We start from the raw sequence: 23,573 nt of genomic DNA, 5'->3' as shown, positions 1-23,573 counted from the left end.
CCTTCGCCCTTGCTGATGTGGCGAGAAATAAACTGGCGCTGCAAATCAGGGATGCCGCAGGCGGGGGCCGCTCATCACCTCCTGCGTCTTGCGGCACTAACGACTGCGTTCCGCAACAGCTCCACCGCCAAGCACAGCCGCTGCGAACGCCTTCGATGATCGTGACGATCGCCGGTTTGGCCAACCGGCGATCGTCGTCTATGTTCCGCCCTCACGAGAGGGTCCACCGCCGGTCTAATCGATGGCCGGCGCCAGTCGGCCAGCCGGTACGGCCCGAATGCAAGGGCCCACGGTTGCCATCCCATCGTCAGTGAGCCGGTCGTGGTTGCCTGCCACAACCCATTCGCGAGCGCCGCCAGGTCGAGCGACGTATCACGTTACGGCCTCCGGGGGCGTCGCAAGGTGTGTGAGAACCGATCGGTTTCAGCAGTAGTCGCGTTGCAGCCAATTCCTTGCCGAACAGCCCACAGCGCGACAGGTCGTAGTTCTTCAACTCCTGAGCTGTCCAGACGTTCCGGCGCGCCGAGGAGAAAGAAACGATGTCCGCGAAACGAGCGAACCGAATCGCGGGACTCGACGGGATTACCTCCTTGGACGCGGCCTACAGTCCCGGACCAGTCAATGCGGCTCGTCTGGACTGCCGTGCTGGCCGACCTCTATCCGGTCGGCCCGGAAGCCCGTACGGTTCACTGGCCTGCAATTTCCAGCTCGTTGTACGTTGGCATGATCCCAGCGGAGGTTCCAGTCCGTTCGGACTCTTTCTCGTCTGCCGTGAGCTGAGGGTCCGGATTCAGCTGGCTTCATTGAGTTCCGTAGCTACGTTTGCGCGAGGGCCAGGGGATGATTTTGGCGGTCAAAACTCCATCCCTCAGCAGCGGCCCGGCCTCCTCCCCCTCCGGAGGCCGGGCCGCTGCCATGCGCTGAAGGCCCAAGTCGGCTGTCACAACTCGGGCGGGACAACCGGGCAACGTTTTCGGACACGACCGTCAGTTCACGGTCATCGACCACGCACCGCGCGAGAGGGTGAGAGTGCCGTCCGGGTCGACCCGGGCCTGCGCCCCGTAGACCGGCAACGCGCCCTCGCGGTTGAGCCGGTGCCGTATCCGCTCCAGCGCGTCCCACAGGCGCCTCGGGCCGCTCTGATGCACTGTGGGCGAGTCGAGGAGCCCGGACGCTGTGGCGCGAGCCCATGACCCGTCCGGGTGGAGCAGCCATACCGTGCGGGTATCGCCGTCCTGGGCGTGCCGGTAGTCGATGCCGGGGAGGTTCAGCGCGAGCATCGACATGACGTCCCAGGCGTCCGGGGGGTACAACAGCGGGTACCGGCTGGTGGAGGTCGCTTCGCCCTCCCCCTTCATCGCTCCCCTCCAAACGTCGTCCGCCGGGTGCGCGTAGTCGGCGCCATGCCGGGTGGGCATGAATCCCGCCCGGTCCCACTCGATACGCCCGACGGCGCCGCCGTCCTCGGTCTTGTCCGCGGTGAGGATCAGGCCCGTGCCGGCGAGCGTCGTCACGAACCGCCCGCCCCTCCGGAGCGCCTGGAGCCAGGACACCGGCACACGCCGCACGGACACCGTGGCCACGATCCGGTCGTACTCGCCGGGCAGTGGCCCAGTGATGTCGCAAACCTCGACGCGCGGGCGCTCGCCCATCAAACTCAGCCGATCCTGGGCGATGTTCACCAGCCACTCGTCGACGTCGACGCTCGTGACGTGGTCGCCGCCTAGCCGGGCGCAGGCGAGAGCGGTCCCATAGCCGGTGCCTGTGGTGACCAGGATCTGATTGTCGTCGGCGATCATCGCGTGCCGGTACATCCGGACGACGAGGCTGGGCAGCGTCGAGGAGGACGTGGGCGTGCCGTCGCTGATGATACCGATGCCTTCGATGTTGGCGACGTCGGCGTGACAGGTGTCGACGCGGGTGACCAGTGTCGTGTCCGTGTAGACGTTCTTCAGCCAGGCGTCGGGGTTGCTCTGGCCGTCCCGCAGGATCCAGACGTCGCCGTCCGCTTCCCACCACCGAGGGACGTACGTGTGTCGCGGCACGGTGGCCACGGCGGAGTACCAGCGCGATTCCGGCCGTACGACCTCGCGTGCCAGGCGCTGGGCATGAGGTAGCCATTCCATCGCTTGCGGCCTTCCTTTCCTCAGTCGTACGCCGGGTCGCAGGCCTCGGTGTTCGCCGGGTCGCAGTCGTTGGAGTCGGCCGGCGTACAGTCCGACGACGCGGTCCGACGCGGGATGCTCGCCGCGGTGAACGCCCATCGCTGCCCGCCGAACACCTCAGCGAGTCCATCGGTCTTCGCGTTTCCCGTCTGGAGGAACCGGCCCAGCACGCACGGGGTCACCGTGCCGTCGGTCATGACCGCAGCCCGCCCGTCCGCGCAGCCACCGCACAAGTCGTCGACGCTCGGGATGTGGACCTCGCCCCGGCCGACGCTGCGAACGCGGTCCGTGTTCACCCTACGCACGCCGAGCCCAAGCAGCTCTTCGCGGGCCTCCGCGGTGCGCTGCCCTTCGAACACCTCGACGATGCCGACCTGCAAGGGGATGCCGCGCTCCAGGGCCTGGACGATGTTCGCGCGGGTCGCCGCGTGTGAGTCCCTCCGGGCGGTCACCCGCTCGTGCTCCTCCGCCACGTCGCTGTAGTACGAGGTGGCCAGGGACACCTTCGGGTGCTGGAACAGCTCCCAGTGCTCGTGCTTCACTCGGTACAGGTTGCTGTAGACCTGGACGCCGAGGCCTTCGGCCAGGGCGCGGTGCACGAGGGCCTCGAAGTCGGGGTGCATCGTCGGTTCACCGCCGATGAACTGCACCTTCTTGACCCCGATGGCGGCCGCCTCGCTGATGAGCCGCTTCCAGTCGTCGCCGGTCATCTCGCCGTGCCCCTCGGTGGGGCCAGCCTTGGCGTAGCACAGCGAGGGACAAGTGAGCTGGCAGCGCTGGGTGAGCTCCAACTCGAGGAATTCCGGAACCGTCGCTCGTGCGGGAGCCTCGGGCGCGATCGTCATTGCGTCTCCTTCGTAGGTAGAGACTTCCAGTGGGCCCGGCGCGAGGAGCGGGATGTGTGTCGTGAGAGATCACAGCGGGGGTCTCCCCCTCGCTCCAGGGTTCTTGCCTGCCCGATGGCCGGGGCCGGACGGCACCCGGGCACCGGGCAGAGTCTTCGGCCCGGCTGGGTCAGCCTCCTGCCGACGGGCGGGCTGCTGCGCCTCTCCTCCGTGGAGTCCACAGCTGAGCAGTGCCGGCGACCTCCGCGACGGCGAGGGTCCCGGACAACAGGCGCGATATGGCGGCCGTGGCCATCCAGTTGGCCAGAACGGTGAGGTCGAACGCCAGGTGTCTGATCACGAGGGGAGCTACGCCCCCGTACCGCCGGACCACGACGGGCAAATGGCTCGGCGCCATCACGCGCTCGCCGCCTCTCGCACGGTCGAGCCGGCTTGCAGCTCGTCCAGGTCCACGACTGTTACGTCCGTAAGGGTGGCGGCCAATTGACTGCCTACCATCCACCTCATACGCCAGTCGCCGTTGAACACCACCGTCTTGTTCGCGGCCAGGACAGGCAGAGGCCCCGTCCCGCGCTTGTAGAGACTGCCGTACACGCCATCGACGACGGCCGTTTTGGCACGGACGGCCACGACGTTGTCGCGCAGGTGCGGGCACAGGCGCGCGGCTACAGAGGCGTGCGCGCGGCACAGCGGCGGATGCGTCGTGACCTCGCGCTCAGGCCAACCCTCCACGCCCCGGTAGTCCTCCAGCAGCCAGAGCCGGCCCTGCTCGTTCACGTCCGAAGGGCGGTTGCACACCTGGCACAGGAACAGCCGCATCGCGCGCTTCTGCCGGGGAGCGTGCACGACATCGAACAGGGCCTCCCCCACGCCCCGCCGCAACGCCCACCGCTTCCACAGTGCCCCGGCCTTGTCACGGCCCTGGGCGTTTCCGTTCGCGCCGATCGCGTCCTCGAAGGCGATGCCGTCGGATGCCTGCACGATGTGCGGCTGCGGCAGGCGCTCGCCGGTCCACGCGGCGATCTCAGGGACGGGGAGGCCTTTGTACGTGAGTTGTTCGGGCATGTCTCTCTCGCGGTGACCGGGTTGTGGGAGTGGAAGGGCTGGCTGAGTGCGCCGAGGGGGAGGGCGTGTCACGAGAGGGCATCTCCCATCAGGTCGATGAGCGTGAGCACGGCCAGGGCGAAGCGGCGGAGGTGGCCGTCGGCGTACTCCGGGCGGGGATGCTCGGCGCTCAGGATGACCAGGCGCGTGATTTCGTCGACGGGGTACGGCGTCACGAGGTGCGGCACGTACTGGACCAGCTTCGCGGTCGCTTCCTCGAACCGCCGTGCGATGGCGGCGGCTTGGCGGGGGGTGGGGTGCGCGTGCTCGCCGAGCACGGCCTCCAAGTCCTCGAACATCTGCTGATCGACGAACTCGCGGGCCAAGGAGCGGAGGAGCGCGGCCCGGGCTGCTGCGAGGGTCTCGTGATCATTGCGCCACCGAAGGTTGGGGAGCGAGGCGACGATGTCAGCGTCGGCGGTTGCTGCGACCATCGGAAACCTCTGGGGGGATGAGGAGTTCGGGCATGTGTCTCTCGCAGTGGCAGGGGGCGTCGGCCGCGCGCCCTGGGGAGGACCACACGCGGCCGACGCCGGTCTATGGGGTGGCGGCGAGCGCGCCGTTCACCGCTCCCTCACGGGGAGTTGTCCGGCGTGATCGGCTCCGGATTGGCGAGCCTGCTCAAGGGGGTCGTCCACTCTCTGCCCCCGCCCTCCGGCAGCAGCCAGGCCACGGGCGTTGGCTCCTCGCCGTCCGGGGCAACGGCTCGCAGACGTCCCCGGCGGCCGGTCGCGGTGTCCTCGACGGTCCGGCCGAGCCAGGGGTGATCACGATGCTGGAGGTCGGTGGTCTTCACCTGCTCTCACCGCCGCTCGTCCGCAACGGCTCCCAGGAGTAGCGCACCTGTACGCCGTGGTCCTGGAGCCACTGGACCTCGCGGTGCCGCAGGTCGTGTGCGGCGTCGGGGGCGATGGCCGAGGGCCACCGGACGATCACCACTGCGACCGCGGCGGTCTCCGCCAGCTCCCGCACGCGCATCCAGCCCTCGCGGCACTGAGGGTCGGGCTCCCCGAACGGGTCGCTGATGACCTCCGCGACCCGCAGGCCGCGCGCCTCCGCCAGGGCGCGGCCCTCCTCTTCCGCTCTCTTGGCGGCCAGGCCGGGGGCGTACGTTCCCGGCTCGGCGCACACGTACAGAACTGCGGCTTTCGTGTCCGGGCCGGCGGGTGCGGTCCTCTGTTTCGGGGTTTGGATCATGGTGGGCCTCTTCGTCGTCTCGGTGCCCGCTCGTTCCCCTTGTGGGAGTGGGAAGTTGAGCGGGGCCGTACACAACAGCTAACCCATCGTCACCATGCGTCGTGTATGACGAAGTTGGCCGAGCTACGGCTGCCCTGACTGACGAATTGACTCGCCCTTTACCCTGGGGGCTGGTCCCGACCTTCTACCGTGAAGGCATGGCGGAGACCCGAAACGACCCCTTGGCCGCCTGGCTCAAGGCTCACGAGATGTCGGCCGCAGAACTGGCAGACGCCGTCAATGAGGCCATTCTCAAGCTCACCAGCAAACCCGGAGCCACGTCGGAACGCACCGTGTGGCGGTGGCTGTCCGGCGAGAACCGATGGCCGCAGACGCTCCAGCGCACCGCACTGGAGATCGTCACCGGCGTCACCATCACAGGCCTGGGGTTCGTGCCTCGGAGGAAAGACAAGACCGTCTCACCGCCCCCAGCAGCTCACCCGGAGGACCCTTCAGTGCACCGCCGCCGTTTCGTCGGGGCGGCCACCGGCACCGCCGCCGGCGTCGCCATACCCTTCGCCAGTGCAGGCTCCCGCCGGTCCCGCGTCGGCACCTCCGACGTGATCCGGCTCCGGGACAACGTGGAGAACCTCGTCGAACTGGACGCGGTACGCGGCGGACACACCGCCCTCGAACGGGCCGCTCTGGCGGGAGCTTCCGAAGCCCTCGGGCTCCAGAAGCAGTCCACAACGCAGCGCGTGCAGCGACGCCTCTTCGCCCTCGCCTCAGACTTCACCGCAACCGCCGCATGGTCCATGATCGACGCCGGGCAGCTCGACAACGCCGGCCGCCACCTCGACCGCGCGCTCACCCTCGCCGGCATGGCCCAGGACCCGGACATGACCATGCAGGTGTGGAACCTTCGGGCCATGCTCGCCCGGCAGCGCGGTGACTACGCCGAAGCGGTCGGTGCCGCGCAGGCCGCACAGGCGACGACCGCCGTCCGCCGCAGCCCCATGCACGCCTCCCTCGCCCATGCCCGGGCCTCTATCGGTCTCGCGCACGCCAAGGAGCACCGCGCGGCCCTGCGCTCCCTCGGCCGAGCCGAGGACGCCATGGCCAAGGCCGACCTGTCGGCCCCGCTGCCCACCTGGATGTCCTTCTACGGACCCGCAGAGCTGCACTCGATCACTGCCATCGTGCACAACGTCGTGGGCCGCTCCGCCGAAGCCGAGGCCGCCTCCCACCGGGCACTGTCCGCCCTGCCCAAGGCCTACCGCCGCAACCGCGCAAACGCCACCGTCCACCTCGCCGTAGCCCAGCTCCGACAAGGCGACGTCGAGCAAGCCGTCACCACCGGCGGCCAGGTATTCGACATCATGGCGGGTGCCCCCATCCCTGGCCGGATGCGTCAGGCCCTCGGGGACTTCCAGCGCGACCTGATCACCCTCGCCCCCTCCGCGCACCTCGCGCACGAGTGGATCGACCGCTACCGGACCGAATGGAGCACCCCTTGACCACGTCCACCGTCGAACTCCGCCGCTACGGGCACGACGACCTACCGCACATCAGGCAGACCCTGCTCGATGTGCACGCGGACGCGTACGCGGACGAGATGGAAGACGAGTTCAACCAGCGGTTCCCCTGGTTCGTCGACCACTGGGGCGGGCACCCCGGCTTCGCGTGCGTCATCGGGTACGACGCCGCCGAACCCGTCGGCTTCGCCTACGGCGCCCCGGCCACCCCCGACCGCGAGTGGTGGCGCGAGCACCTGGACACGCCGCCAGCAGACGCCTCCACGTTCTCCGTTTCCGAGCTGATGGTGCGCCCGAAGTGGCGGAAGACCGGCACGGCCGAGCAGCTCCACGCGGCCCTGCTCGAGGGCCGACCGGAAGCCCTGGCTGTCCTCCTCGTCGACCCCGACCACCCCAAGGTGCAAGCTCTCTACGAGGCATGGGCCTATCGGAAGATCGGCAACCGCCAGCCCTTCCCAGACTCCCCGAACTTTGCCGTCATGCTCCGCGAACTGCGCCCCGCCTGAGATTCCCCCGAGCACTACAACGGCCCGCTCCCCAGCCGGGGCGGGCCGTAGCCGTACCGGCGCTTCCGGCGTCGGGCTGAGTCGGCTCGCTTTCCTTCGATCATGCTGGAGGTCATGCGGTCCTCTTCGGGCGGAGACTGGCCGGCCGGAGCTGCCTCACCGAGCAACGCCTGCCCGAGGTCCCGGGGCATTGTTCCAGCGGTATCAAGAGACTCCTCGCCTCAGCCTTCCAGCCACCCCTCGCTCCTGGCCCCAGCTGCCCGCTCCTCATTCCGTGTGCACGGTGATGGTTGCCAGGTGCTCCGCCATGGCGAGCACCGTGCGGTCGGCGTACGGTGCCCCGATGATCTGGACGGCGATGGGCATCCCGTGGTCGTCCATGCCGACGGGAGCGATGGCGGCGGGCAAGCCCACGTGGCTGATGAGGTTGGTCCAGCCGGTCTGGTCGAAGAAGTTGCGCTCGTTCCCGTTGACGTAGAGGGTGCGGCTGCCATTGGGGATCGCGGGGGTGGGGGCGGCCGGGGTGAGGAGTACGTCGTGGTGTTCGAAGAACGTCGTCCACTCGGCGCGTTGGCGAGCGCGTTCTTCGTTCGCGGTCAGCCAGGTGCGGTGGGCTTGGGTGCGGTGGCGCAGAAAGGTGGCTCGGGGGGAGGTGTCGTCGTCGGGTAGTTGCTGTGCGCTGGTCTGGTCCGCCGTGAATGCGGCGTCGGTGCCGACGAGGGCGGCGTTGGCGTAAAGGAGTTGTTCGAAGAGCCTCGATGATGCAGTGAAACTGACGGGGCCGGCGGTGCGGGTGATGTGCGCCCCGGTGGCGGTCAGTCGACGGGTGAGTTGTTCGAGGGTTTCTGCGGTGGCGTCGTCGACGGGGCAGTCGGGGTCGTCGGGCCAGACGGCGATGCGAAAGTCGTTCAGGTCTTGGGTTGGCTCGGGCAGGTTCAGGCTCCAGGGTGTGCGCTCGTCCGAGACCGGCGTGGTGAGGGCGGTGAGCATGAGGGCCAGGTCGCGCGGGTGGCGGGCCAGGGGTCCGGGGGTGAGCATGTCGCTCGTTGTCAGCCAGCCGGGTGGGCGGGGGATGTGCCCTCGGGCGGGGACGAGTCCTTGTGTGGGGCGCAGGGCATAGGTGCCGCAGTAGTGCGCCGGCAGACGCAGCGAGCCGGCGAGGTCGCTGCCGAGTTCTAGGGGGGTCAGTGCGGCGGCGACGGCTGCCGCGGCCCCGCCGGAGGAGCCACCTGGGGTGCGGGTGGGATCGTGCGGGTTGCGTGTGGTGCCGAAGAGGCTGTTGTCGGTGTGGAGGTCCTGGCAGTGGGCGGGGACGTTGGTCTTGCCCATGATCACGGCGCCTGCGTGGCGGAGTCGGGCGACCGCGTCGGCGTCGTGCGTGGGAGTGTGGTGGCGCAGTTCTTCGGCCCCGCACGTGGTGCGCAGTCCGGCGGTTTCGAAGGAGTCCTTGATGGTGAGCGGGAGTCCGTCGATGTGGCCCGTGGACTGGCCCCGTGCGCGCCGGTCGTCCGAGGCATCGGCTGCCTGGCGGGCCGCTTCGATGTCCAGGGTGACGACGGCGTTGATGGTGCTGGCCTGAATCCGCTGGTGGTGGAGCTCCAGCAGTTCGCGGCTGGAGATGAGGCGCCGGTTCAGAGCCGCGAGCTGGGCGTGGGCCGGGAGGGCCGTGTAGTCGGTGGTCACCGGATGATGTCCTTGGGGGCGGACCCGTCACGCCGGGCGTAGTGCCGGGCGACGGCGGTCAGGACGGTGAGGTCCTCGATGGGGTGGGAAGACTTCATGTTCTGGTCGGCGAAGTCAGTCAACCGAGCCGGTTGCGTGCCTTGGGTATGGGCGGTCAAGGCGGCGCGGATCTGGTCAGCACTTATCGCCGCGTGGAGTTCGTCTCCTGTGAGCCCGGCAGCCCGGCGTCGTTGTTCGCTGGCCGTGCGTACGTCGTGGTCGAGGTAGGGGCGGACGGCTGTCTGCCCGTCACGGATCTCCACGACGCGGCGGTAGACCTGGAAGGAGATGCCCTGTGAGGGCGGACGGTCGCCGGCAGTGCTGTTGTTGGGGGTGAGGACGATTTCGGGTACGGCTCGGTGGAAAGCGAGCCACAGCGGATGCAGTTGGCGGTGTGCCCGTCGCAGGCCGATCCCGTAGACAGTCCGCTGCACTTGGGCGGTGATGGTGGGGACGAGCCAACCGACGAGTGTGAGGATGGTGCCGACGTCGCCGCAGATCCAGGCGAAGTCCTCCCAGCCGGCCAGGGAGGTTCCGAGGGCGGCAGCGATCACGTTCCCGATGCGAACGGCGCTGTAACCGAGAGTGACAGCGGCGCCGATGGAGACGATGCGCAGGCCGATACGGACGGCCGTTCGCGGGCTGCGGCCGGCCAGGCGCCAGCACGCCAAGGCGAGGTAGAGCTCGGCGAAGGTGTAGGCGCTGATGTAGAGGGTCAGGTAGGTCGCGTAGATGTTGTCGTGCGCGTAGTACAGCGTGAAGTCCGTCGGCCGCTGTACGGCGGGCGTCAGTAGGAAGAAGAGCACGAACAACCCGCTGATGACGGCAAGGCCGGAGCCGAGCCATTTCCGCGACATTCGACGTGCCCGGTCGGCGGGTGATCCCCAGTAGCTGAGGACGACCTGCTGGCAGGCCAGCAATGCCACCACGCAGCTCTGGGCCAGGGGTACCGCGAGGTTCCGCGTACCGAGGCTGTCGTCTATGGCCCGCCACATGGAGCTGATCGAGAACAGGAAACTGAGCGCCGACAGCAGGTACACGGCCGTCAACGCCGCCCAGGCTGCGTCCCTGCGCCGGGCGGGGAGGTCTCTGAGCAGGAAGGCGAGGCCGACCAGCGCCACAGTCAGGCTGATCGGGTGCAGGAGGTCCTTCACCGGTCGGCCCCTCTGCGGCTGAGAAGGGTGTGGGCGACCCGCTCCTGTATCTCGTCACCAGTCGGGGACGCGGTGCGCAGACGGTGCTCGATAACGCGGCCGGACAGGTAGGAAGCGAGGAGTTCGGCGTCGTGCTCCTCGGTCTCCTCGTAGCTGCTGCGCCCGAGCATCATCTCGACCAGGTCCGGGTCGAGCAGCGGCGCGATGTCCTGCGGTTCCGCCTCGGGCGCAGGGCCGCGTTCATGGTGGCCGAGAAACAGGTGGGCCATCTCGTGGCCGATGACGTGGTCCTGGTGGGCGCGGCTGGTCCGCGGGTCGAAGAAGATGTGGAAGGCGCTCCGAGTGACGTACGTGACACCGCAGCGCCGCCCTGGAACGGTGTCCGCCGCCTCGATGTGCACCGTGCGCCCTGTCCGGCGAGTCACTTCGTGCCGGAGGTCACGGACGCTATCGACCTGAGGGAGTTTCAAATCCGCCAAGAGACTCGGTTGTTGGCGAGGAGACGACCACATACTTCTCTCTGTTTCTCGTTCTTCTTATCTATTTGACAGGGCGTCACTCAGGATCTGGAGGGAGCCCTTCGAGCTCCCTCACCCTGTCAACTTCCTTGAGTACTTGGGCAAATCCGTCTTCGGAGAGACCGATCATCCGGTAGAAGACGTGCTCGATGCCTGCCTGCTTCGACTTGACTGCAGCAAACTGGCGGATCGCTTCGGTCGCGACGTCGTCGTCATCGAAGAAGACGTGCGGGAACCCGAACGCCCTGGCCAGCCACACCTTGGTCTCCGGGGACGGATTGGCGCGCTTCCCGGTGCGCAGCAGCGAGATGTACGAGTCGGAAAGCGAGCCTCCGAAGCCTGCGATCCGCGCGGCCACTTCTTTGTTGCTGTAGACCCCCCGCCGGGGTGGGTGGACGTGCTCGAACAGCCAGTTCAGCCGTTCACGGAACACGACCCCTTCATCTCCGGACGTTCGCCCCGTCATGTCACTCATGATCAACTTCCCCTATATCCGACCCTTGCGACACCACCACCGTACGCCATCGTTGACTGGTGTTGACTGGGGCTCCCCCGGTATGAAAAGTTCTCCACCGTCGGCATCCTTCTGTTGGTACTGAAAGCTTGTCCTCATGAAACACGTATTCACATGCGCAATCAGTTCAATAGAGTGATGGGAGACACAGTCACGGCAGGCCTCTCGCCCCTTTCGCATACGAGCTACGCCGTATGCGAAACCTCTGACAAAGCTCAAGTCCGAGCCGTTCGGGGATTACTCGGGAAACGGAATCCGCCGCGTTCGATGCCGCCTTCGCGCTTCTAGTCTGAACGCGGACGCCTGTCGCACCACAAGCATTCCGAGCAGCTGCGGCAACGGCAGTTCGGAGGCTTCGGCAACTACAGCTCCGCACGCGGCGGTGATCACGAAGCTCGGCCGCCCGGTCACACTCTGCAACCAGTACAGAGTTTGAGAACCAACTCTGGATCTTGACGCAGCGGCGTGCGTATGTTCGTCGTCGCTCGGGCACCCCGCCCGCGACGACGGACGCGAGGAGCAAGTACGGAACGGACCGAGAAGGTCCTGTAACAGCGACGGCGTCCGCGAGCGGTAACTCGCGGACGCCGAACGCTAAGCGGCATACCCGCCCCGGCAAGGGCGGCGAATGCCCACCATCACCACGCTGAGTCCTTCCAAGGGGCGCGTCAGCGTGGCAACACTGCAAAGGGGGAGTATCGCATGCCTCCTGTCCTGCGCAAAGGGCCCTTCCGCCTGGCCTGCGCGGCAGCCACCTGCGCCTCAGTGCCTCAGCGCACCGAGCCGGAGCGCACCAACACGGCCCCGGCGGGCCACCTGCCCCGCCCGCTCAACGGGAGCAGCCGATGAGCAGCGAAGCCCGCGAGTGGGTGTGGGAGCACAGCTCCAGCAGGGGGACCGCGCGTCTGGTCCTGCTGTCGATCGCCGACCGGGTGGCCGACGAGCAGTGCGTCTCCTGGGCCTCGCTCTCCAGCCTGGCCAAGCGCACGCGCGCCTCCATCTCCACGGTGCGCGAGGCCATCGACCGGCTGGCCCGCTCCGGCGAGCTGGAACAGCTCGACGACCTCACCGGCCCGCAGCGCAGCACCGTCTACCGCCTCCCCCTCGCCGCCAAGGCCGTTGCACAGACCGTGGAGAACGAGGACGGCGCCGAGGGGCCGACGGAGGAGTACGAGGCAACTCCGGCAATCAAGGTCTCGGCCCTGCGACGGTGCGGGATCCGCCCACGTGAAGTACTGGAAACTCCCTCAAGGGTCCGGAAACCGGCAGTACCGGAAACCGGCAGGCCGCGACGGAAACCGGCACCCCGACGTACCGGAAACCGGCAGAGCGATGTACCGGAAACCGGCACACAGAACCGTAGTGAACCGGATTTGAACCGTAGGTACAGCAGTGGGGGTACCGCCGTCCTCTCGGCTACCGAGTGGCAAGTCGACCCCGCCACCCAGACTTGGCTCCGCCAAGAAGGGCACCTCGACCGTCTCGGCGAGCAGGGCCTGCAGGCAGCCGACGCGAAGTGGCGTGCCCACCGGGCCGACTTCAAGCCCAGGACGGCGGGTGCCTGGGCTGCCGACTGGCGCTCCTGGGTCACCCGAGAGCACTCCCCCAGCCGCCCGAACCTCTCCACCGCACCCGGTAAAAGGCCAGCCGTGCCGAGCGGTATGACACGGGCCGAAGCCCACACCGCCGCCCTCCTCGCCGCCCTCGACGAGCCGACCGAAACGGAGGGCTGACCATGGACCGCCGCGAAACCGCCGCCCTGCTGGCCTACATCGGCCGACTCGACCCCCGCACCATCCGCACCGACCAGGGCGAAGCACGCGACCAGCTCGCCCAATGGCACGAACTGCTCGGCGACGTTCCGATGGCCACTCCGCACGGCTGGGACGCCCGCGTCGCCGCCCGCCAGCACATCCGCATCTCGCCGTATCAGATCCTGCCCGCGGACATCGCCCGCCCCTGGGAGAGCTACCGGCGCGACCGCCTGGCCCGCCACTCCGACCCGACACCGTCCGCCGATCCGGACGACCAAGCCGCCTGGACCGCCGAACTGGTCGGTACCCGCCGCGCTGTTGCCGCCGGCACCGTACAACCCGCACAGGCCCGGGCGATCACCACGGGGCGCGACGGGATCGACCCGAGGCTGGAGGCCCGTCTACGGGAAGTCGGCTCCTGCATACCGCCCGCCGCACGAGCCGCCCTCGCGCCCTACCGGCCCGCCCGAGCAGCCCGCGAAATGGCCGTGGCGCTGGGGCAGCCGGATGCCCTGAGCGTCGGGTGCGAGTGGTGCAAGGCCCAGCCCGGTGAGCCGTGTCGCCGCCGCCGGATCGGCCCCGACAACGGAGTGCTCTCAACCGCACCACGCGCCACCCCGCATCCCGGCCGCCTCCACCGCGCCACCTTCCAGCAAGCCCAGCAGACCGCCATGGCCTGACCGGCGTATCCGGCGCGTGCATCCCGCCCAATGCACAGCCACCAACCCCATCGTCCCGCCCTGGCTGCAGCGCCCGCCCACACGCCGCCGCCAGCACCCGACGCAACGCCGCCGAGTCACGCCCCGCCGACCGACACGGCAGCACATCGGAGAACCCCTTGCGCCACATCACCACCCACGACGCGCCTGCCACCGGCCTGCGCGGCATCTCAGACACCAACTGGCACACTCGCGGAGCCTGCCACGGTATGGATGTCGAGGACGCCGACGCCGTGTTCTTCCCCGGTCCCCGGGACCACGAGGACATCGCGGAGGCGAAGGAGCTGTGCGGCTGGTGCCCAGTGCGCCGAGACTGCCTGAACTTCGCCCTGGAGAACGTCCTCAAGGAGGGCATCTGGGGCGGCCTCACCGAAGCTGAGCGACGTCCCTGGCACGACGGGCTGCACAAACGCCTCGACTACCGGCGTGTGACGGCCTTCTTCCAGGGACGCGACGTGCACCTGACCGAGGCGGAACGGCAGGTGGTCATCGACCACGCCTACGTACGCGGGTGGCGGCCCGACCGGCTCGCCACCGCCCTGCAGATCAGCCACAAGCACGCCCGTGACCTGCTCCGGCAGGCCGCCAACAAGGTCTTCGACCGCGACCGCACCTACGGCGTGCCGCACCCCAAGAAGAAACGGAAGAAGAAGACCGCCTCGGCGGCAGGCAGCCCCGCGCCCGCCGCACCCGGCACACAGCAGCCGGTAGCCCGTCCGGCAATGCCGAAACCGGCGCCCGCCACCCTCGGAAAGGCCGCATGACCCACCCTGCTCTGGCTGCCGACGCTGCCCGGGAACTCCCTCTCCTCCTCGCCGCTGGGGTGTCCGCCAGCCTGGTGCTGATATTGGTCACCTGGACGATCCGGCGCCGGAAAACGCCCCCTCAGAACCGTCTCGGCAGCCCAGCGGTAAAGGTCGCTGCCTTGGCCGCCCTCGGCTGCACCGCCTACAGCGCGGACACCAGCTGGCGGTTCGCAGCCGACTACCTCGACATGGCCGGCACAGCCGAGCGCGCCGGCATGTTCGCCGCCGCCGAACTGGCGCTCTTCGCGACCGCTCTGATGGCACGCCAGAACCTGACCACCCAGGGCGCTCCCGGTCTGCCAGGCACGCTGGTCTGGGTGATCACCGGGGTGCAGGTGATCCCCGCCTACGCCGAGAGTGGTCCCATCGGAGGCACAGTCAGGGCCTTCGTCGGACCGGTCATGGCAGCGATGCTCTGGCACCTAGCGATGGGGATCGAGCTACGCCTGCGCACCCCGGGCGCCAGCTCCCACGGATTGATCGCCGTCCTGGGCCGGGAGGCACGCGAGCGGCTCCTGTCCCGCCTCGGCATCGCCACACGAGACCGCGACGCCGCGCAGATCACCCGGGACCGGGCCACCACCCGCGCAGTCGCCCTCGCCGCCCGCCTCGCCGAGCGCACACCCGAGCAGCAGCGAAACTGGCGCGGCCGACGCCTCACGCGGCGCCTGTCGAAGGCGGTCGCCACGGCCTCGGTCGGCACCGACCCCCTCCAGCGCGCACAACTGCTCGACCAGCTCGCCGCCCGTCGGCACGCACTCGGCCTCGCCACGGTCCCGCTACCCTCGCCCTGGTCCCCGGTGCACAGCACCACAACACCAGCCACGGTCCCCTCCCCGCCAGCCTCGAAGGCGCCGGTCCCCGCAGCCGGTCCCCACGGTCCCGATAAGCCGAACGGGGACCGGGGACCGAGCGCCCTAAGGGGACCGGTCCCCGAGAATGCGGCCTCGAAGTCATCGACAGGCGCGGGGACCGACGGAGAGAACTCGGGGACCAGGGTGGGGACCGAGGCTCCGCAAGCAGTTGCCGTCCCGGGGACCGGTCCCGTCGATCCGGACGCCACAGAGGGGGACCCCCGAGGCATGGGAACCGAACATCTGGCTCGCGAAGTACCTGATCAAGCCTCTGAATCGCATCGGGGACCGAAGGCCACCGAGTCGGGAACCGACACCAGCGGGGACCAGGGACCGACCGACACCAACACGGGGACCGATACCACCAGGGACCGGGGACCCAAGGTCCCCCTCCGGCGGAAGGTGCCCACGAAGACCAGGGCCAAGAACAAGGGGAAGCGCGGCCGGTCCCGGACCCCGCAGACACAGCGCCCGCCACGCGAGCCGGATCAGTCGGTGGACCAGCTCGTCCAGCAGGTCCGCCCCCACGTTCCCGCGTTGCTCGCACGAGACGGCAACGCGGCCGTCACCCGGGTCCAGCTGCGGGAGATCCTCCGCCGCGAGGGCCTGAAGGGCGGCCGGAACGACCGGCTGAGCCTCGTTCTCCAGGAACTGCGGAGCGACGACACCACGAAGACAAGGAGCACCGCCCGATGAAGACCTGCCACCAGTTCGACGCCGTCCGCGCGGAGTACGAGCGGGAGATCGGCTTCATGCTCGCCCACTCCAAGCGGCACGAGGGCAGGCCAGCGGCGAAGTCCAGCGCAAAGCAAGCTGCCGCGACGAAGCAGCGGATGGCTCGGGCGCTCAACAGCCACGTCGGGCGCTGCCCCGAGTGCGGCTGATCCGTCAAAACCCCAGCTCACCACCTCTATCCGCGCTGGTGGCCCGGCTCCGTGCCGGGCCACGCCCCATTCAGGGAGGTACCCCATGACGCCGCGTTCCCCTCGCTCATCCGACCCCACCGCCGCCGAGGCCGGTGCCTGGGCGGACGTCCTGGTCCGTCGGCGGCTCCTGCACGCCGCCGTCCGTACGCCGACCGGCCAGTGGCTCGTCCAGAACCATCCCGACGGAGAGGTCCGCGTCCTGACGGGACCGGCCGACGCCCTCGCGCTGGCCGCAGCCATTCAGCACCACACCCGCATCACGAGGCTCGAATCCCGATGACGCACCCCGCCCGGAACGGCAACACCCCGGAACTCGCTCCCGACTCCAACTCGGTCTCGGGGCGAGCAAGTTGGGGCGGAAGCGTAGCTTCCGCCAACCCCTCCCCCCAGGGGGGCGGGGAGGGCCTGCACCAGGGGGCGCAGGCCCTGGAGGCTTCGACCGAGGGCGGATCGAAGCCGGGTGAGGAGGAGAAGCAGACCGAGCCGCGCGTACGCCGACAGCACGCTCCTCGTGCCCGTCAGCGCCCGCGCCAATCGCCCGAGAAGAAGCGCCTGCACCAGCCCAACACCCGTTTCAACGACGAAGAGTTCGCCCTGATCCAGTCCGCCGCCGCCCGGTGCAACCTGTCCGTCGCCGGGTTCCTCGCCCGCGCTGCACTCGCCGCCGCACGCGACCTCGACCGCACCAGCGCCGAGATCGCCGACGAACGCGAAGTGATCACAGCACTGTTCGACAGCCGACGTCGGCTCGGCTGGGCCGGCAGCAACCTCAACCAGGCCGTCAAAGCACTCAACTCCGGTGCACACGCTCCCCACCTCGAAGCCGCCATCGCCGCAGTACGGCGGGCAGCCGACACCGCGCACGAAGCCGCCACCCGGCTGATCGAGCACCACGGCTCATGATCCCCAGCGTCAACAACCCGGGATCACGAACCATCGGCCTCCTCAACTACCTCTACGCGACCAGCCAGTACGAGGATCACACCGACCCCCACCTCGTCGCCTCCTTCGACGGCATGTCCCCCGACCCCGGCCGCGACCCGAACGCCACCCTCCAGGACCTGGCCCAGCTCCTGGACCAGCCCGTGATGGCGCTCGCTGAGCATGCTCGCCCGGTCAAGCACGTCTGGCACACCTCCGTCCGCGCCGACCCTGGCGACCGGACCCTCTCCGACGAGGAATGGGCAGACATTGCCCGGCGGATCGTCGCCGCGACCGGCATCGACCCCGGCGGCGGGCTGTCCGGCTGCCGCTGGGCCGCCGTACGGCACGCGGACGACCACATCCACATCGTCGCCACTCTCGTGACCGAGGACGGCCACCACCCCGACGACTACCGCTCCGGGGCCCGCGCACAGGCCGAGGCCCGGCTCATCGAGAAGGAACTCGGCCTCCGCCAGGTCACACCCGGCGACGGCACCGCAGCCCAGCGGCCCACCAGCGCCGAACGCCACAAGGCCGAGCGCCAGGGCCGCGAGCGCACCGCCCGCGAGGAACTGCGGGAGACCGTACGGCGGGCGGTGGCCGGCGCCAGCAGCGAGGAGGAGTTCTTCGAACGGCTCGCCGCCGCCGGCCTCCTGATCCGTCAGCGCGCCGCCCCCTCCGGCGACCTCCTCGGATACAAGGTCGCCCTGCCCGACGACCTCAACAGGGACGGCGAGCCAGTGTTCTACCCCGGCGCCCGCCTCGCCCCCGACCTCTCCCTGCCCCGCATCCGGGAACGCTGGTCCGGCAACGCCCAGGACGATCCAACCCCCCGGCAGGAGGATGTGGTGCGTACGGGGCCGGGCGGCCCGGCCACCGCGCGCCGGCGTACGGCCTCGGCCGCATGGCAGGCGGTGCTGGTCGTCGAGCACGGCGACGACGCGGTGGCCGCCGCGTACATCGCGGCGACCGGGGAAGTCCTGGACGCGCTGGCGAAGACTTCCGCCGCCCACACCCGCCGCGAACTGCGCGAAGCGGCCTGGGCGTTCGAGCGGGCCTCCCGCTCCCACGTCCGCGCCGTACGCGGGCACGACCGGGCACTGCGGCAGGCCGCCCGCGACCTCGTCCACAGCGGCCCCGCCCTCGGCCGCGGCGAGGACGGCGCCACCACCGCGATGGCCATCGACATGCTGTTCTTCCTCATCACCGCCACCATCCACTGGCATGCCAGAAAGGGCCACGCCCAGCAGGCCGAAGCCGCCACCCGGGCCGCCGAGCATCTGCGGACCGCCTACGAGTCCGCCGCAGCACAACCCCTCGGCGCCCTCTACCAGCGCGGTCGATCCCTCAGCCGCTCCCTACGACAGCGGCAGACTGCCGTACTGCGCGAGGCCCTGCCGGAGCTGGCGGAGCGGATCCTTGCCGAACCCGGCTGGTACGCCCTCGCCGCCACCCTCACCGACGCCGAGAGCGCCGGCCACGACCCGGCCGCCCTTCTCACCGAAGCAGTAGGACAACGGGAGTTGGAGAGTGCGGCGTCGGTCAGCGACGTGCTCGTGTGGCGACTGCGCCGCGCCGCCGACCTCCCTGCGGACACCACCACGACGGTGCCCGACGACCACGGGACGGGCCGGGACACGCACCCCGCACAGGCACGGCGCGGATCTCACAGCCGCAGGCAAGGACTACAGACTTTGTGAATGGAAGCTGGTCAGGAAGTTGCGGCACGATCATCATGTGTGCAGGACGAGACGAGGAGGACCTGGGTTGTTCCACCGGATACGGCGCCGCCGCGCGGAGGCAGAGATGGCCGAGATACAGCGCCGGCACGCGGAGTTCGAGGCGCGCATCATCGCGAGCCAGGGTTCGCTACACCCCGCGGCCACCGTCCCGGAACCGCCTGCTGATCCGGCGGCGGTCGTGGACGACTTCCTGCCGCCGGAGCTGCGGGTGCCCAGCCACGACCAGGTCGCGGGCCAGGTGACGTCCTGGCCCTGGCCGATCGTCCTCGACGGCGAGGTCGTCGCCTGTACCGAGTGCGCCGCGTACCGGGACTGGCTGATCATCTCCACCCGCGGCGAGATCTGGCTGCGCTGCCGGGCTGGCCACCAGCAGCACGAGACGCGCCTCGACACCGCCTGGTACAACCGGCACTCCGGCCCCTCGGACGCGACGCACGTCTCGTTCGAGGACTGTCTGCGCCACCTCGGCCACTGACCCCCAGTTCCTACGACCCCACCGGGCCTGCGGGCCTGTACTGCCCAACCTGCCGCCCAGTACAAGGGGTCCGTCCGTGTGCGTCCGCGTCACCACCACCGTCCTCGGCCTCACCGCCGTCACCGTCCTCGTCCTGCCCGCCTGTTCCACCACCTCCAGCCAAACCGCGCCTACCGCCTCATCCCCTCTCGCTCCGGCACCCCGGTGAACGGTGAGCGGGAGACATCGCCGCTGTCGTCAGCCGCCCTGGCGAAGCTCCTGCTCGACGAGGGCGACCTTGGCAGCGGTTACGTTCGCACGCCCGAGCGTCCTGCCGAGCACGACGATGTCACCGTCCTCGGCTGCCCCGCCCTGGACACGTTGGGCAGCAGCGCAGCCGCCTCGCCCTCGTTCGCCTTCCCCCGCAAGGCGAAGGTGTCCTTCGTCTACGGCGGCGACAGCAACTCGGCGGTGTCGGAGGAGCTGTACAGCGACACCGCGGGCAAGCTCTCCGACAACACCGGACGGATCTTCACGGCCATGACCCGATGCCCGGAGTATCAGATCGTCTCCGGCAGCACGTCGATCGACGTCACCACACAGCGCGTGTCCGCTCCCCGGCTCGGCGACGAGCAGTGGAGCATGCTCCTCACCTTCTCCGCCGACGGGCAGGACAGGCTGATCAAGCAGACCGCGATCCGTTTCGGGAACGTTCTGCTGACCGTTTCGGGAGCACCGGCCCTCGTCGACCAGCACCTCGGCACGGCTCTCGCCAAGGCGACAGCAACCCGCTGACACTCCTCTTCTCCCCCTCCCCAATGGCGCCCTGTGCCGAGCGAATCGGCCGGGGCGCCATTGCTGCATCCGTCCCCCGGGATCCCTCGGGGGCGGCTTGAAGGAGACGTAGGAGCCAGCCGGTGTAAGCACGGAGCCCGGCCCCCGAAGAAGATCGGGAGGCCGGGCTTTGGGATGCGGCGGTGAGCTGGCACTCAGCCGGCGGGGGCGCGCAGGAGTCGGTCCCTGGTGCTCTCGGGAAGTACCCGGCGCAGGACCGGAGCGGTGGAGCTGAGGGAGGCGGCGAAGGCGGCGACGAGGTCGTGTGGCACGCCGGCGCCGAAGGAGACCGCCCACAGGCACGGCGCGGCCAGCGCGGGCTCTGCCCATGCCTGCCATCCGAGCGGCTGGGCCGCCTCCTCCTCGACGGTCAGGGCGCGGGGGTCGCCGTCCTGGATGAGGGGCGGCACCTCGCCGAGGCTGAGGTGTGAGGTGAGGGTCGGGTCTGTCGCGCCGGACTCGGGGTGGTCGATGTCGCGGATCCAGCCGTGTGCGGTGACCACGTCGAGAACCGGCTCGGGGCCGGTGAGAGCGGCGGTGGGATGGTCTCGGGCGTCGACGGCGACAAGGAAGTCCGCCAGTGCCTCACCCGGGACGCCGGGGGTGAAGTAGGCGGACCACTGCGCGAGCGGCGTGGTCGCCTCCTCGCGGGCGCACACCTGCCAGGCGATCGGCAGGTCACCCAGATGGAACGGCTCGTCCGGCAGCACCCATTGGGCCCACCGCAGGGTGTCGGGGCTGATGTGCAGGACGGTGCTGCGCAGGACCTGGCGGTCCTCCGACGCCTCGTCCGGCTCCTGGCGTCCTCGGATGATCGCCAGGCTCGTCCAGTTCAGACCGGCGAGTGTGTCGGCGACGGTGTCGTATAGACGTCCGTCGTCACCGGCCAGATGCCGGGGGCCAACCCAGTACGCGGGCAGAGCCTGGTTCGGGGTGGACGGGTCGAACGGGTGATTGGCGTTCAGGGGCGCCTCCAGGTCTGGGTGCGGATCTACTGGCCGCGGGCGGTGCGGCGGGGGCGGCGCGGTGGCGCCTGGACGGGAGCCTGCCAGGTCAGGGCGACAGCTACCTCAGGAGGCAGATGCCCGAGCTGGCTGTCCGTGTCCCGCCCCTCGGCCAGGTAGACGACGGGCCGCCCCGTCTCGTCGCGGGATTCGACGATCTGCGCCGGGCAGTGGGCCATGGGGAAGAACGGGTTCATCGCCAGCCGCAGAGGCGCGGTCCGGTCACACGCCGAAAGGAGGTCGATGACGTCACCGACGGTCATCTCCGAGGGCTCCACGAGAAGGTCTCCTTGCGTTCGGGAAGCAGAAGTACGGGACGACGCAGATCACATCGTCCAAGGGCCGGAGAGGCAGCAGCGTCGCGTGGAAGCCCCTGAAGGCGACTCGGATCCGCACTCCGGCAGAGGCCGGTGGCTCGAGCACGCGTAGCGCGACGCCGCCAGTCTGCGTCCTTGTACAGAAGGAGATACCCGACGGCACAAGCGGATCAGCAGCTCACTGGAGCCACGGATCACCTCTCTGACCTGGTCGTTTACGGGAAGGTCGTCTACGTTGACATGGCTCTACGCGTGTTGGCCAGTCCTTCTCGACTCTTTCCTGTCTGCCCCCGGCGAACTGTCCTTTGTCATCTAGTCGAGGCGTTTGACAACGAACCCAGTCGTTTCGGCTTCTCAGACAGTGAATCTAGTCGTGGGGGGTGAACACGCTAGGGGTCGGCATCGGCTGGGGCGGACAGGACGTGCCGTACGTCAAGGTGACGTGTGTGGTTGCCGCAGACAGGTATCGGCGCCCCTTGCTGGACTGAGCGACGGCGAGCGTCAGTCGTGGATGGCGGCGCATGGACATCGGGATCCCTGCTCAAGCTCTCTTTGCGCCGACCGAGAGCTTGCCGTCACCTCGGGTGGCGGTCAGCCGCGTCGGACCGGTCGGACAGGGCGATGCGGGCCGTTATGCGTTTGCCGACCGGCTGCTGCTCGATCAACAATTCCGTAGTGACGGCTTTCACGATCTCCAGGCCGTGCTGGCCGATCCGGTCGGGATCGGCGGCCCGGGCCGCCGGCACCATGGGGTCGCAGTCCCACACGACGACGTCCACGACGTGGGCGGTGAGGCGCAGTTCCATCAGAACCGGGCCGGGAGCGTACTTGAGGGCGTTGGTGACCAGCTCGCTGACGACCAGCTGAGTCAGGTCCCGCGTGCGAGCTGACACCATCAGGTGATGGTCGGCGTGGACCTGATCGAGGAAGGCGACGGCGTGGTGGCGTGCCTCGGCGATGCAGCCGCCGCCTCCGTCGAGGGCGTAGCCGGCGCGTCTCAGGTGCTCTTCCGGTTCGGTGCAGCCGTCTTCGTCGTCATGGGGTGCCTGGGGTGTCGACCTCATTTCTGGTTCACGAGCGCGCTACTACCCCCGGTTCCGTCATACATGTCAGAGGCATGTTGTTCAGCGACTTCCCCTGGGTGTATGGAGTCCGGGTGGTGGGGCAGAATCGTCGTGCACGCCGAGCCTGGGCGGGCCCAAACGCAGTCGAGGAGGCGGTGAGCGACATCGGGAACACGGACGGCCTGGACCGGTTCTCCGCTATCCACCGCATGGTCGACGGCGTGCGGGTCGTGACTGTAGAGGGTGAGATCGACCATCACGTCAGGGAGTTGCTCAGCGCAGTCCTGTTGTCCGGGTACGGCGCGGCGCCTCCGTCGCGGATCGTGGTGGACCTCGGCGGCGTGACCTTCATGGACTCCACTGGCATCAACATCTTCGTTACTACCTATCAGGCCGTTAGTAGTACCGAGGGGTGGCTGCGTATCGCCGCCGCGCAAGAGCCCGTTCTGCACGTCATGCAGCTGGTTGGCGTCGACGCTTTCATCGCCTGCTACCCCAATGTCGAGCAGGCTCTGAACTCCTGATCCTCAGCTAGTGAGGCTGGTCCGGAGCGTCCCCCTGCTGGGAGTGCCGTTGCACGGCCTCGCCCAGTTTCTGCTCCACGGGCGCCGGCAGCGGTTGACCCAGCGCCCAGTCGATCAGTGCCTTGGCGACCGTGTGCAGTTTGATGTTGGTGTGCTGGGAGACCTCGCGCAGCACTTCGAACCCGGCGTCCGGTGGGATCCGGTGGACCGCGATGAGGACACCGAGGGCCTGGTCGACCACCGCGTGGGAGCCGATCGCGTGACGCAGCTGGGTGTTCTCCTGCTCCAGGCCGGCCACCGTGGCGTTTGGCGTGCCGTCGGGAAGGGGCCGTGGCGCGCGGGAGGAGGTGGTCATGACCAGGCTCCATAACAGGGGCGGACGTTCCAGTTCACCTGCCCCCAGCCGCCGCTG

The 23,573-nt window shown here is 69.1% G+C and carries 27 protein-coding genes; 13 read left to right on the top strand and 14 right to left on the bottom strand.

The features are described from left to right. Nucleotides 1–986: 986 nt before the first annotated feature. The 6 genes from PUR53_RS41115 to PUR53_RS41090 all read right to left on the bottom strand — a co-directional run bounded on the left by PUR53_RS41115 (nucleotide 987) and on the right by PUR53_RS41090 (nucleotide 5,311). Nucleotides 987–2,126 carry a protein-L-isoaspartate O-methyltransferase family protein gene (locus PUR53_RS41115; protein ID WP_329911982.1) on the bottom strand — a complete coding sequence of 380 codons (1,140 nt, stop codon included), beginning with the start codon at nucleotides 2,124–2,126 and terminating at the stop codon, nucleotides 987–989. 20 nt (nucleotides 2,127–2,146) lie between these two features. After that, nucleotides 2,147–3,010 (bottom strand): radical SAM protein, encoded by an 864-nt coding sequence (locus tag PUR53_RS41110; RefSeq protein ID WP_329911981.1) that lies wholly within the window; start codon nucleotides 3,008–3,010, stop codon nucleotides 2,147–2,149. Nucleotides 3,011–3,406: 396 nt separating this feature from the next. Beyond that, nucleotides 3,407–4,075 (bottom strand): hypothetical protein, encoded by a 669-nt coding sequence (locus PUR53_RS41105; RefSeq protein ID WP_329911980.1) that lies wholly within the window; start codon nucleotides 4,073–4,075, stop codon nucleotides 3,407–3,409. A 68-nt stretch (nucleotides 4,076–4,143) separates the two neighbouring features. Next, on the bottom strand, nucleotides 4,144–4,548 hold the full coding sequence (locus PUR53_RS41100; RefSeq protein WP_329911979.1) for a DUF6415 family natural product biosynthesis protein: 405 nt from the start codon (nucleotides 4,546–4,548) through the stop codon (nucleotides 4,144–4,146). 140 nt (nucleotides 4,549–4,688) lie between these two features. Continuing rightward, complete coding sequence (locus PUR53_RS41095; RefSeq protein ID WP_329911978.1) at nucleotides 4,689–4,910, bottom strand: hypothetical protein; 222 nt, start codon at nucleotides 4,908–4,910, stop codon at nucleotides 4,689–4,691. Then, the gene (locus tag PUR53_RS41090) at nucleotides 4,907–5,311 is read right to left on the bottom strand and encodes a hypothetical protein (protein WP_329911977.1); all 405 of its coding nucleotides are present in this window, start codon (nucleotides 5,309–5,311) and stop codon (nucleotides 4,907–4,909) included. The genes PUR53_RS41095 and PUR53_RS41090 overlap by 4 nt, the downstream gene beginning before the upstream one ends. 197 nt (nucleotides 5,312–5,508) lie before the next feature. Between PUR53_RS41090 and PUR53_RS41085 the strand changes: the two genes are divergently transcribed. After that, the gene (locus PUR53_RS41085; RefSeq protein WP_329911975.1) at nucleotides 5,509–6,807 is read left to right on the top strand and encodes an XRE family transcriptional regulator; all 1,299 of its coding nucleotides are present in this window, start codon (nucleotides 5,509–5,511) and stop codon (nucleotides 6,805–6,807) included. Continuing rightward, nucleotides 6,792–7,331 carry a GNAT family N-acetyltransferase gene (locus tag PUR53_RS41080; RefSeq protein WP_443080422.1) on the top strand — a complete coding sequence of 180 codons (540 nt, stop codon included), beginning with the start codon at nucleotides 6,792–6,794 and terminating at the stop codon, nucleotides 7,329–7,331. The genes PUR53_RS41085 and PUR53_RS41080 overlap by 16 nt, the downstream gene beginning before the upstream one ends. A 267-nt stretch (nucleotides 7,332–7,598) precedes the next feature. On the opposite strand, the gene PUR53_RS41075 is transcribed toward PUR53_RS41080, so the two are convergent. From PUR53_RS41075 to PUR53_RS41060, 4 genes are all read right to left on the bottom strand, one after another. Then, nucleotides 7,599–9,014, bottom strand: a complete 1,416-nt coding sequence (locus PUR53_RS41075; RefSeq protein WP_329911971.1) for an amidase family protein — start codon at nucleotides 9,012–9,014, stop codon at nucleotides 7,599–7,601. Beyond that, nucleotides 9,011–10,207, bottom strand: a complete 1,197-nt coding sequence (locus PUR53_RS41070) for an MAB_1171c family putative transporter (RefSeq protein WP_329911970.1) — start codon at nucleotides 10,205–10,207, stop codon at nucleotides 9,011–9,013. The genes PUR53_RS41075 and PUR53_RS41070 overlap by 4 nt, the downstream gene beginning before the upstream one ends. After that, nucleotides 10,204–10,632, bottom strand: coding sequence for a secondary metabolite protein (locus PUR53_RS41065; RefSeq protein WP_329911968.1), 429 nt, complete (start codon nucleotides 10,630–10,632; stop codon nucleotides 10,204–10,206). The genes PUR53_RS41070 and PUR53_RS41065 overlap by 4 nt, the downstream gene beginning before the upstream one ends. A 130-nt stretch (nucleotides 10,633–10,762) precedes the next feature. Next, complete coding sequence (locus PUR53_RS41060) at nucleotides 10,763–11,200, bottom strand: helix-turn-helix domain-containing protein (protein WP_329911966.1); 438 nt, start codon at nucleotides 11,198–11,200, stop codon at nucleotides 10,763–10,765. A gap of 884 nt (nucleotides 11,201–12,084) precedes the next feature. Between PUR53_RS41060 and PUR53_RS41055 the strand changes: the two genes are divergently transcribed. The 10 genes from PUR53_RS41055 (at nucleotide 12,085) to PUR53_RS41010 (ending at nucleotide 20,213) form a co-directional block, all read left to right on the top strand. Next, nucleotides 12,085–12,972 (top strand): helix-turn-helix domain-containing protein, encoded by an 888-nt coding sequence (locus PUR53_RS41055; RefSeq protein WP_329911964.1) that lies wholly within the window; start codon nucleotides 12,085–12,087, stop codon nucleotides 12,970–12,972. Nucleotides 12,973–12,974: 2 nt separating this feature from the next. Then, nucleotides 12,975–13,673, top strand: a complete 699-nt coding sequence (locus PUR53_RS41050; protein ID WP_329911962.1) for a zinc finger domain-containing protein — start codon at nucleotides 12,975–12,977, stop codon at nucleotides 13,671–13,673. A gap of 158 nt (nucleotides 13,674–13,831) precedes the next feature. Further along, nucleotides 13,832–14,476, top strand: a complete 645-nt coding sequence (locus PUR53_RS41045) for a WhiB family transcriptional regulator (RefSeq protein ID WP_329911960.1) — start codon at nucleotides 13,832–13,834, stop codon at nucleotides 14,474–14,476. Then, on the top strand, nucleotides 14,473–16,068 hold the full coding sequence (locus tag PUR53_RS41040; RefSeq protein ID WP_329911958.1) for a hypothetical protein: 1,596 nt from the start codon (nucleotides 14,473–14,475) through the stop codon (nucleotides 16,066–16,068). Before PUR53_RS41045 ends, PUR53_RS41040 begins: the two co-directional genes overlap by 4 nt. Beyond that, entirely contained in the window at nucleotides 16,065–16,256 is a 192-nt protein-coding gene (locus PUR53_RS41035; protein ID WP_329911956.1) for a hypothetical protein, read from the top strand. The genes PUR53_RS41040 and PUR53_RS41035 overlap by 4 nt, the downstream gene beginning before the upstream one ends. A gap of 85 nt (nucleotides 16,257–16,341) precedes the next feature. Further along, nucleotides 16,342–16,578 carry a hypothetical protein gene (locus PUR53_RS41030; protein WP_329911954.1) on the top strand — a complete coding sequence of 79 codons (237 nt, stop codon included), beginning with the start codon at nucleotides 16,342–16,344 and terminating at the stop codon, nucleotides 16,576–16,578. Further along, nucleotides 16,575–17,201, top strand: a complete 627-nt coding sequence (locus PUR53_RS41025; RefSeq protein WP_329911952.1) for a plasmid mobilization protein — start codon at nucleotides 16,575–16,577, stop codon at nucleotides 17,199–17,201. Before PUR53_RS41030 ends, PUR53_RS41025 begins: the two co-directional genes overlap by 4 nt. After that, nucleotides 17,198–18,922, top strand: coding sequence for a relaxase/mobilization nuclease domain-containing protein (locus PUR53_RS41020; RefSeq protein WP_329911950.1), 1,725 nt, complete (start codon nucleotides 17,198–17,200; stop codon nucleotides 18,920–18,922). Before PUR53_RS41025 ends, PUR53_RS41020 begins: the two co-directional genes overlap by 4 nt. 106 nt (nucleotides 18,923–19,028) lie before the next feature. Then, nucleotides 19,029–19,439, top strand: a complete 411-nt coding sequence (locus PUR53_RS41015) for a hypothetical protein (RefSeq protein WP_443080421.1) — start codon at nucleotides 19,029–19,031, stop codon at nucleotides 19,437–19,439. A 204-nt stretch (nucleotides 19,440–19,643) separates the two neighbouring features. Next, on the top strand, nucleotides 19,644–20,213 hold the full coding sequence (locus PUR53_RS41010; protein WP_329911946.1) for a hypothetical protein: 570 nt from the start codon (nucleotides 19,644–19,646) through the stop codon (nucleotides 20,211–20,213). Between the two features lie 194 nt (nucleotides 20,214–20,407). Here the strand turns inward: PUR53_RS41010 and PUR53_RS41005 are convergent, their stop codons facing one another. The 3 genes from PUR53_RS41005 to PUR53_RS40995 all read right to left on the bottom strand — a co-directional run bounded on the left by PUR53_RS41005 (nucleotide 20,408) and on the right by PUR53_RS40995 (nucleotide 22,637). After that, entirely contained in the window at nucleotides 20,408–21,229 is an 822-nt protein-coding gene (locus PUR53_RS41005; RefSeq protein WP_329912013.1) for a DUF317 domain-containing protein, read from the bottom strand. Nucleotides 21,230–21,243: 14 nt separating this feature from the next. Beyond that, nucleotides 21,244–21,534 carry a hypothetical protein gene (locus PUR53_RS41000; RefSeq protein ID WP_329911944.1) on the bottom strand — a complete coding sequence of 97 codons (291 nt, stop codon included), beginning with the start codon at nucleotides 21,532–21,534 and terminating at the stop codon, nucleotides 21,244–21,246. A 614-nt stretch (nucleotides 21,535–22,148) separates the two neighbouring features. Next, a complete protein-coding gene (locus PUR53_RS40995) occupies nucleotides 22,149–22,637 on the bottom strand; it encodes an ATP-binding protein (protein ID WP_329911942.1) in 489 nt (162 codons plus the stop codon). 155 nt (nucleotides 22,638–22,792) lie between these two features. On the opposite strand from PUR53_RS40995, the gene PUR53_RS40990 reads away from it, so the two are divergent. After that, nucleotides 22,793–23,161 (top strand): STAS domain-containing protein, encoded by a 369-nt coding sequence (locus tag PUR53_RS40990; protein WP_443080420.1) that lies wholly within the window; start codon nucleotides 22,793–22,795, stop codon nucleotides 23,159–23,161. Nucleotides 23,162–23,168: 7 nt separating this feature from the next. Here PUR53_RS40990 and PUR53_RS40985 read toward each other — a convergent pair whose 3' ends face one another. Continuing rightward, the gene (locus PUR53_RS40985) at nucleotides 23,169–23,516 is read right to left on the bottom strand and encodes an ANTAR domain-containing protein (RefSeq protein ID WP_329911940.1); all 348 of its coding nucleotides are present in this window, start codon (nucleotides 23,514–23,516) and stop codon (nucleotides 23,169–23,171) included. Between the last annotated feature and the right edge of the window lie 57 nt (nucleotides 23,517–23,573).

The sequence above is a fragment of the Streptomyces sp. SP18BB07 genome, assembly GCF_036322545.1.
Lineage (GTDB): Bacteria > Actinomycetota > Actinomycetes > Streptomycetales > Streptomycetaceae > Streptomyces > Streptomyces deccanensis.
Note: the sequence above shows the minus strand (reverse complement) of the source record. Positions and strands in the feature narration are given on the sequence as shown.

Bases quoted from the DNA above. Each gene is read 5' to 3' on its own strand.
- PUR53_RS40995 (WP_329911942.1), bottom strand. From the start codon at position 22,637: ATGAGGTCGACACCCCAGGCACCCCATGACGACGAAGACGGCTGCACC.
- PUR53_RS41040 (WP_329911958.1), top strand. From the start codon at position 14,473: ATGACCCACCCTGCTCTGGCTGCCGACGCTGCCCGGGAACTCCCTCTC.
- PUR53_RS41055 (WP_329911964.1), top strand. From the start codon at position 12,085: ATGAGCAGCGAAGCCCGCGAGTGGGTGTGGGAGCACAGCTCCAGCAGG.
- PUR53_RS41025 (WP_329911952.1), top strand. From the start codon at position 16,575: ATGACGCACCCCGCCCGGAACGGCAACACCCCGGAACTCGCTCCCGAC.
- PUR53_RS41060 (WP_329911966.1), bottom strand. From the start codon at position 11,200: ATGAGTGACATGACGGGGCGAACGTCCGGAGATGAAGGGGTCGTGTTC.
- PUR53_RS41115 (WP_329911982.1), bottom strand. From the start codon at position 2,126: ATGGAATGGCTACCTCATGCCCAGCGCCTGGCACGCGAGGTCGTACGG.
- PUR53_RS41090 (WP_329911977.1), bottom strand. From the start codon at position 5,311: ATGATCCAAACCCCGAAACAGAGGACCGCACCCGCCGGCCCGGACACG.
- PUR53_RS41110 (WP_329911981.1), bottom strand. From the start codon at position 3,010: ATGACGATCGCGCCCGAGGCTCCCGCACGAGCGACGGTTCCGGAATTC.
- PUR53_RS41035 (WP_329911956.1), top strand. From the start codon at position 16,065: ATGAAGACCTGCCACCAGTTCGACGCCGTCCGCGCGGAGTACGAGCGG.
- PUR53_RS41100 (WP_329911979.1), bottom strand. From the start codon at position 4,548: ATGGTCGCAGCAACCGCCGACGCTGACATCGTCGCCTCGCTCCCCAAC.
- PUR53_RS41020 (WP_329911950.1), top strand. From the start codon at position 17,198: ATGATCCCCAGCGTCAACAACCCGGGATCACGAACCATCGGCCTCCTC.
- PUR53_RS41080 (WP_443080422.1), top strand. From the start codon at position 6,792: ATGGAGCACCCCTTGACCACGTCCACCGTCGAACTCCGCCGCTACGGG.
- PUR53_RS41050 (WP_329911962.1), top strand. From the start codon at position 12,975: ATGGACCGCCGCGAAACCGCCGCCCTGCTGGCCTACATCGGCCGACTC.
- PUR53_RS40985 (WP_329911940.1), bottom strand. From the start codon at position 23,516: ATGACCACCTCCTCCCGCGCGCCACGGCCCCTTCCCGACGGCACGCCA.
- PUR53_RS41015 (WP_443080421.1), top strand. From the start codon at position 19,029: ATGGCCGAGATACAGCGCCGGCACGCGGAGTTCGAGGCGCGCATCATC.
- PUR53_RS41085 (WP_329911975.1), top strand. From the start codon at position 5,509: ATGGCGGAGACCCGAAACGACCCCTTGGCCGCCTGGCTCAAGGCTCAC.
- PUR53_RS41030 (WP_329911954.1), top strand. From the start codon at position 16,342: ATGACGCCGCGTTCCCCTCGCTCATCCGACCCCACCGCCGCCGAGGCC.
- PUR53_RS41105 (WP_329911980.1), bottom strand. From the start codon at position 4,075: ATGCCCGAACAACTCACGTACAAAGGCCTCCCCGTCCCTGAGATCGCC.